This window comes from Streptomyces sp. MUM 2J, assembly GCF_022414535.1.
Lineage (GTDB): Bacteria > Actinomycetota > Actinomycetes > Streptomycetales > Streptomycetaceae > Streptomyces.
This window is the reverse complement of record NZ_JADWYM010000085.1, coordinates 1-6,129: the sequence shown is the minus strand read 5'-3', so window position 1 is coordinate 6,129 and position 6,129 is coordinate 1. Positions and strand designations below refer to the sequence as shown.

Sequence of the window (6,129 nt, the reverse complement as noted above, 5' to 3'; positions counted from 1 at the left end):
GCTACTTGAACCGCCTACCGAAGCCCAAACCCTAGTTATGCAGCCCTTCCGAGACTCAGGACACTAGCCGAGGTGGGCCGGTACTCCGTCCATCAGATCCCGTACCGTCTCCAGGGCGGCGGCCCGATCCTTCGGCACCAGACCGATCCGGGTACGCCGGTCCAGCACGTCGGACTCGTCGAGCGCCCCCTCGTGCTGCAGGGCCCACAGCACCTCGGCGCCGGTGACGGGGTGATCGGGCAGCAGTCGAGCGCCGAGCGAGGGGGTCTGCGCGGCCAGCGCCTGCACCGCGGGTGCCTCCGTGCCGTAGCGGCGGACCAGCCGGCGCGGCGACCGAAGGGCGCGCAGCGTCCGGGGCGAGGCGGCGCCGACGAGCGGCAGGCGTGCGGTGGGGGAGGGGCCCGCGGTGAGGGCGCGGGCGTCGACGGCGGCGTCGACGGCGTCCTCGGCCATGCGCCGGTAGGTGGTGAGTTTCCCGCCGACCACGGTCACGACGCCGTCCGGCGAGGTCAGCACGGCGTGCCGGCGTGAGATGTCGGCGGTCCTGGACGGCGTGCCGGCCGACCCGTGCCCGGCGGTGTCCAGCAGCGGGCGCAGGCCCGCGAACGCGCCGACGACGTCCTCCCGGCCCACCGGCACGTCCAGCACGGAGCCGAGCACGTCCAGCAGGAAACCGATGTCCGTCTCGGGCACCTCGGGAACGTCGGGGACCGGGCCGTCGACGGGTTCGTCGGTGAGCCCGACGTAGACCCGGCCGTCGCCCTGTGGCAGCACGAGGACGAACCGGTTGGTCTCCCCGGGGATCGGGATGTGCAGGCCCGTGCGCAGATGACCCAGGAGTTCGGCCCGCAGCACCAGGTGGGTGCCGCGGGAGGGCCTGATGCGGATGCCGTCGACCAGGCCGCCCGCCCACACGCCGGTGGCGTTGATCACCGCGCGGGCGCGGATCTCGCCCTCCTCGCCGGTGATCTCGTCCCGGACCCGGGCGCCGCCACCGGTCACCTCCAGCGCGCGCACCCGGGTCAGGATCCGCGCACCACGCGCCGCCGCGGTCCGGGCGAGGGCGGTCACCAGCCGGGCGTCGTCGGTGAGCCGGCCGTCCCAGGACAGCAGGCCGCCGCGCAGGCCCTCCGCCCGCAGGGCCGGGGCGAGGTGCCGGGTCTCGACGGCGGACAGCCGGCGCGGCGCCGGCAGCGTGCCGCGTGCCGTACGGGCCGCCAGGCGGAGTGCGTCCCCGGCCCGGAAGCCGGCCCGGGCGAGTGCTGCCTGCGGGCGCGAGACCAGTGGGGTGAGCGGCAGGAGGAAGGGTTGGGCGTGCACCAGATGGGGCGCGGTGCGCTCCATCAGCACACCGCGCTCGACGGCGCTCTCGTGGGCGACGTCCAGCTGCGCGGAGGCGAGGTAGCGCAGTCCGCCGTGGATGAGCTTGGAGCTCCAGCGGGAGGTGCCGAAGGCCAGGTCGTGCGCGTCGACGGCGGCGACCGTCAGTCCGCGCGCCGCCGCGTCCAGCGCCACCCCGGCGCCTGTCGCGCCGAGGCCGACGACCAGGACGTCCACGGAGGGACCGCCGAGGGTCCGGGTCAGTTCACGGGCGCGCCGCGCGGCGGACAGGGAGGATCCCGGCGCCGCCTCGGGGAAGTGGGAGCTCATGGTGCGAGGGTCCTCTCGAGAAGGGACCGCAGCTCGTCGAGGAAGGCCGGGGCGCTCAGCTCGGCGTCGTCCTCGTCGGTCATGGTCCGCAGGGACAGGGTGAAGGACTGCACGACCAGCAGCAGGGACCGGGCCTGGCGCTCGGTGTGCCCGGCGCGTACGGATCCGTCGGCGCGACCCTCTTCCAGCGCCTGGGCGAGCAGCCCGAGCAGTGCCTCCTGACTCGCCCCGCGCCGGTCCAGCACATAGGGCAGCAGCAGCTCCGGATCGACGTCGACGATCTTGCGGAAGAGCGGATGCGCGCGGAAGGCCGCGACGCCCGCGACCAGTCCTTCGACGATCAGCGTGCGCGCGTCGAGACCCGGCCGGCGTTCGGGCATGGCCCGGGCGGCCACGTCGATCCACTCGCGGGTCATGAGGTCACCGACCAGGGACCGCACGTCGGGCCAGCGCCGGTACAGCGTCATCCGGGAGACGCCCGCGCGGCGGGCCACGTCGGTCAGGGTGGTGCGGCGCACGCCGACCGCCAGTACGCAGTCGCGCACCGCGTCGAGCACCGGATCGCTCTCCGAGTCCTTGTGACGAATAGGCGTCATGTGTCACAGTGTAACGCCCCGACGCCCCCGTGGGGCCTGCACCACGCAAACCCCTCGGACCGACCGGTGAGGACGACGACCATGGACATGCTGTGGAACGGCTGGGGCGACCCCGCCAAGGCCGCGCCGCTGCCCGAGACGGTGACCGGACTGCTGCGCGACCTGCTCGGCGTCGCGCCGAGCACGGCGGCACCGCTCGCCCTCGGCGACATTGCGGTGCCCGAGCCGAGGCTGGACAAGGCCGCCCACGAGGCACTGATCGCCGCGGTCGGCGACCCGGCCCACGTGCGCACCGACCCCGAGACCCGCGTCCGGCACACCCGCGGCAAGTCCACCCCCGACCTGCTGCGCATCCGCCGGGGCGACGTCGACGACGTCCCCGAGGGGGTCGTGCTGCCCGCCACGCACGACGAGGTCCTCGCCCTCCTCGGGGCCTGCGCCGACCACGGCCTCGCGGTCGTCCCCTTCGGTGGCGGCACCTCCGTCGTCGGCGGACTCGCCCCGGCCCGCGCGCGGTCCTTCGTCGCGCTCGACCTGCGCCGCATGGACCGGCTGCTCGCCCTGGACCCGGTCTCCCGCACCGCCACCCTGCAACCCGGCCTGCGCGCCCCGCAGGCCGAGGCGCTGCTGGCCGGGCACGGTTTCACCCTCGGCCACTTCCCCCAGTCCTACGAGTGGGCCACCATCGGCGGATTCGCCGCGACCCGGTCCAGCGGCCAGGCCTCCGCGGGCTACGGCCGCTTCGACGAGATGGTGCTCGGTCTGACCCTCGCCACCCCCGGGGGCACCCTCGACACCGGGCGCGCCCCCCGTTCCGCCGCCGGACCCGACCTGCGCCAGCTGCTGCTCGGCTCCGAGGGAGCGTTCGGTGTCATCACCTCCGTGACCGTGCGCATCCGGCCCCGGCCGCAGGCCCGCCACTACGAGGGCTGGCGCTTCGGCTCCTTCGACACCGGCGCCGCCGCCCTGCGCCGGCTCGCCCAGGACGGTCCGCGTCCCACCGTGCTGCGCCTGTCGGACGAGACCGAGACCCTCATCGGGCTGGCCCAGCCCGAGGCCATCGGCTCCTCCGGTGCGCCGCAGGAGACCGGCTGCACGGCGGTCGTCGGTTTCGAGGGGACCGAGGAGGACACCGCGCTCCGCCGCGAGCAGGCAGCCGCCGTCCTCAGTGCGTGCGGCGGCACTCCCCTCGGTGACGATCCCGGACGGCGCTGGGCCGAGGGCCGCTACTCCGCGCCCTACCTGCGCGACTCCCTGCTGGACGCCGGCGCGTTCGCCGAGACCCTGGAGACGGCGGCCTTCTGGTCCCGCATTCCCGGCCTCTACGCGGCCGTGCGCGACGCGCTGACCGGCACCCTGACCGCGGCCGGTACACCGCCCCTGGTCATGTGCCACATCTCGCACGTCTACGAGAACGGCGCCTCGCTGTACTTCACCGTGGTGTCCGCCCAGGGCGAGGACCCCGTGCCCCACTGGGAGCACGCCAAGCACGCCGCCAACGAAGCGATCCTGGCCGCGGGCGGCACGATCAGCCACCATCACGGCGTGGGCACCGACCACCGCGACTGGTACCTGCGTGAGGCCGGGGAACTCGGCGTCGCCGCCCTCCAGGCGGTCAAGCACCGCCTGGACCCGGCGGGCCTGCTCAACCCCGGGGTCCTCCTCCCGGCCGACTGATCCACCGCTCCCGTCCATCACCACACCGACGTCACCGTCCTGACGTCACCGCCCGTACACCGTCCGTCCGTCACCGCCCATCCACCACCGGCACGGTCCGTCAGCCCCGGAGGCAGCACCGATGCGACAGTTCACCGCGGTCGTCAACCCCACGGCGGGGGCATCCGCCGGAGCCGCCGCCCTGCTCGGCGTGGCGCGGCTGCTGCGCGAGGCCGGCGCCGAGCTGGAGACCGTCTACAGCCGCAGCCTCGACCATGCCCGGCAGCTCGCCCGTGACGCCGGGGAACAGGGCCGCGTGGTGCTCGCCGTCGGCGGTGACGGCATGACCGGCGCAGTCGGCGGAGCCCTCAGCGGCACCGGCGCGCTGTTCGGCCTCGTCCCCGCGGGTCGCGGCAACGACTTCGCCCGGGCCCTGGGGCTGCCCGCGGACGCCTCGGACCTGGCCGAGGTGCTGTTGCGCGCCGATCCGCGGCCCGTCGACACCATCGAGGTCACCTCCGCCGTGCACGACCGCACCGTCGTGCTCGGCAGCGTCTACGCCGGCGTCGACGCCCTGGCCAACCTGTACGCCAACCGTGCCCGCCTGCTGCGCGGCTCCGCCCACTACTACCTCGGCGGCCTGCGCGCGGTCACCGGCTGGCGTGCCGCGCGCTACCGGCTCGTCCTCGACGGCGAGGAGTACCTCCACCGCGGCTACACGGTGGTGGCCGCCAACTCCGGCTACTACGGGTCCGGGCGCCTCATCGCCCCCGACGCCCGCATCGACGACGGACTGCTGGACGTCGTCCTGATCGCCGAGGCACCCAAACGGCTGTTCTTCTCCCTCATGAACGACCTCGGCACCGGCGCCCACCTGGACCGTCCGCAGGTGCGGGTCCTGCGTGCCAAGGAGATCCGCATCGAGGCCGACCGTACCGTCCCCTACGGTGCCGACGGCGAGGTCGACGCCGCCCTCCCGGTCACGGCCAGGGTCCTGCCCGGGGCGCTGCGCGTGCTGGGCTGAGCGCCGGCCTGCCCCGGGACCGGGGCCGAACGGGCGCCGGCCGTGCCCGATGACGATCACGCCGAAACGGAGGCCGGCGAGCGGAGGAGGGCCACCGGGGCGGCGGACCGCCCGCGCCGCCCGCGGCCCGCCGCCGGAAACGCGCTGCCGGGCTCCGACCCACCGCCCGGCTCCCGCAGCACGGATGTCCGCCGCTGCGTTCGGGTGGCTATCATCCTTTCAATGCAGAATCCGGGGTTTTGCCCAAGAAAGGGGTCCTCCCTGTCGACGGGCACATGTCCTGCCGGAGTGATCCATGTCCCGCACGCGTCCGCCGGACGATGACGACGAGCTGCTCGCCAAGCTCGGCGCGCTGACCGCCCAGGCGCGCGAGCGCGCCGAGCTCCAGCGCTCCCAGGTCGAACTGGCGATCGCCCTCCAGCGCGGCATGCTCCCGCGGGACCTGCCAGCCGCCGAAGGTTTCCGTCTGGCCGTGCGGTACACGCCGGCCACCCACGGTCTGAGTGTCGGCGGCGACTGGTACGACGCGTTCCGGCTGCCCGACGGCCGGATCGGGCTCTCGATCGGCGACGTCCAGGGGCACAACATCGAAGCCGCCGCCTTCATGGGCCAGGTCAGGGTCGGCCTGCGTGCACTGGCCTCCGTCACCGGCGAACCCGGCGACCTGCTGGCCCGTACCAACGAGCTGCTGCTCGCCCTCGGCACCGACCTCTTCGCCACCTGCACCTTCATGCGCCTCGATCCGGCCACCGGCCTGCTGGAGAGCGCCCGCGCCGGCCACATTCCGTGTGTGTGGGCCACGGCCGACGGACGGTCCGGGATGTTCGACGACGAGACCGGACCGCCCCTCGGCGTCGCGTCGGGGATGCCCTACCCGGTCACGTGCCACCGGCTCACCGTGGGCGGAGTCTTCGTGCTGGTCACGGACGGTGTCGTGGAGGGGCCGTCGATGAACCTCGACGAGGGACTGGACCAGGTGGTGCGGCTGGCGGGCGTCGCCGCCGTCGCCGGCCTGGAGGCGTCCTCGCTGGCCGCGGCCGTCATCAAGGGCGCCGAACGCGTCGGGCACGCGGACGACGCGGCCGTCCTCGTCATCGGCCACGACGGCCAGGGGCCCCAGGGCGGCCGGAGCGCGCCGCCCGCCGACGAGGGCCGCGGCGTGCGTACGGGCCCCGACAGCGGGGGCGCGCCACGCACCGGCGG

General features: G+C 74.7%; 4 protein-coding genes and 1 pseudogene. 3 read left to right on the top strand and 2 right to left on the bottom strand.

The window, feature by feature from the left end:
• Positions 1 to 63: 63 nt before the first annotated feature.
• On the bottom strand, positions 64 to 1,650 hold the full coding sequence (locus I3F54_RS31620) for a glycerol-3-phosphate dehydrogenase/oxidase (RefSeq protein WP_240122368.1): 1,587 nt from the start codon (positions 1,648 to 1,650) through the stop codon (positions 64 to 66).
• On the bottom strand, positions 1,647 to 2,246 hold the full coding sequence (locus tag I3F54_RS31615; RefSeq protein WP_240122367.1) for a TetR/AcrR family transcriptional regulator: 600 nt from the start codon (positions 2,244 to 2,246) through the stop codon (positions 1,647 to 1,649). Before I3F54_RS31615 ends, I3F54_RS31620 begins: the two co-directional genes overlap by 4 nt.
• 81 nt (positions 2,247 to 2,327) lie before the next feature.
• Between I3F54_RS31615 and I3F54_RS31610 the strand changes: the two genes are divergently transcribed.
• The 3 genes and pseudogenes from I3F54_RS31610 to I3F54_RS31600 all read left to right on the top strand — a co-directional run.
• Positions 2,328 to 3,923 (top strand): FAD-binding oxidoreductase, encoded by a 1,596-nt coding sequence (locus tag I3F54_RS31610; RefSeq protein WP_240122366.1) that lies wholly within the window; start codon positions 2,328 to 2,330, stop codon positions 3,921 to 3,923.
• A gap of 121 nt (positions 3,924 to 4,044) precedes the next feature.
• Positions 4,045 to 4,926 (top strand): diacylglycerol kinase family protein, encoded by an 882-nt coding sequence (locus tag I3F54_RS31605; RefSeq protein ID WP_240122365.1) that lies wholly within the window; start codon positions 4,045 to 4,047, stop codon positions 4,924 to 4,926.
• A gap of 295 nt (positions 4,927 to 5,221) precedes the next feature.
• Positions 5,222 to 6,034 (top strand): annotated as a pseudogene (locus I3F54_RS31600) (PP2C family protein-serine/threonine phosphatase); the annotation flags it as partial.
• Between the last annotated feature and the right edge of the window lie 95 nt (positions 6,035 to 6,129).

Excerpts from the sequence above, each read along its gene's own strand:
- I3F54_RS31620 (WP_240122368.1), bottom strand. The coding sequence starts at position 1,650 with ATGAGCTCCCACTTCCCCGAGGCGGCGCCGGGATCCTCCCTGTCCGCC.
- I3F54_RS31615 (WP_240122367.1), bottom strand. The coding sequence starts at position 2,246 with ATGACGCCTATTCGTCACAAGGACTCGGAGAGCGATCCGGTGCTCGAC.
- I3F54_RS31610 (WP_240122366.1), top strand. The coding sequence starts at position 2,328 with ATGGACATGCTGTGGAACGGCTGGGGCGACCCCGCCAAGGCCGCGCCG.
- I3F54_RS31605 (WP_240122365.1), top strand. The coding sequence starts at position 4,045 with ATGCGACAGTTCACCGCGGTCGTCAACCCCACGGCGGGGGCATCCGCC.